Origin of the sequence: Streptomyces sp. ADMS (assembly GCF_033441795.1) — a bacterium.
Taxonomy (GTDB): domain Bacteria; phylum Actinomycetota; class Actinomycetes; order Streptomycetales; family Streptomycetaceae; genus Streptomyces.
Genome location: NZ_JAVFVX010000390.1, coordinates 1 through 559, shown reverse-complemented (window position 1 = coordinate 559; position 559 = coordinate 1). Strand labels below are relative to the sequence as shown.

The 559-nt window shown below is 71.4% G+C and carries 1 protein-coding gene; it reads left to right on the top strand.

Annotated elements, in window-relative coordinates; translation table 11 throughout:
- Positions 1-440: DUF317 domain-containing protein (locus RB628_RS41210; protein WP_318325745.1), on the top strand; the 440-nt coding region annotated here is incomplete at its 5' end.
- Positions 441-559 lie beyond the last annotated feature (119 nt).

The following is a 559-nucleotide window of genomic DNA, read 5'->3' as shown; positions in this document are numbered from 1 at the left end:
ACCGCTACGGCGCGGCCGACGTCTCCTTCGAGTCCCCGGACGGCCTGGCCGAGGTTCACCTGCGCCGGACCCGCCTCGACCATGCCGCCGAGATGACGGGCCATCAAGAGCGGTGGCTCATGCTGGCCGGACCGCCTGGAAATCAGTGGTACGCCACCGCGTCATCCTTCACTCCGGAGGGTCTGGTGGCCGCGATGAACACCGCGCTCACTGATCCGGCACCGGTCATCCGCTACGGCGACGACTTGCGCCGCCTTCCCCCGCAGGCCACCGCCACCCCGGTCGAACCCCCGGTGCCGACTCCTCTGGATGTCCGCCGCGCCCAGGTTGCCAACTCGCGTTCCACCGTGGCGCCTTCGCCTGCCGACGCGCGGCCCTTCATCCCGGCACCGCGCCCGCCGTCGGCTCCGCACGTCCCGCGCCCAGGGCACAGCCGCTGACCACCGTTCCCCTTCTTACCCTCCGGAGCCACCCGTGTCCGACGCCACTGCCCTCAACCAGGCCGACGCGATGATCGAGAAAGCCTGGGGCCGCCCCATCGACGCGCTGGAAACCCTCG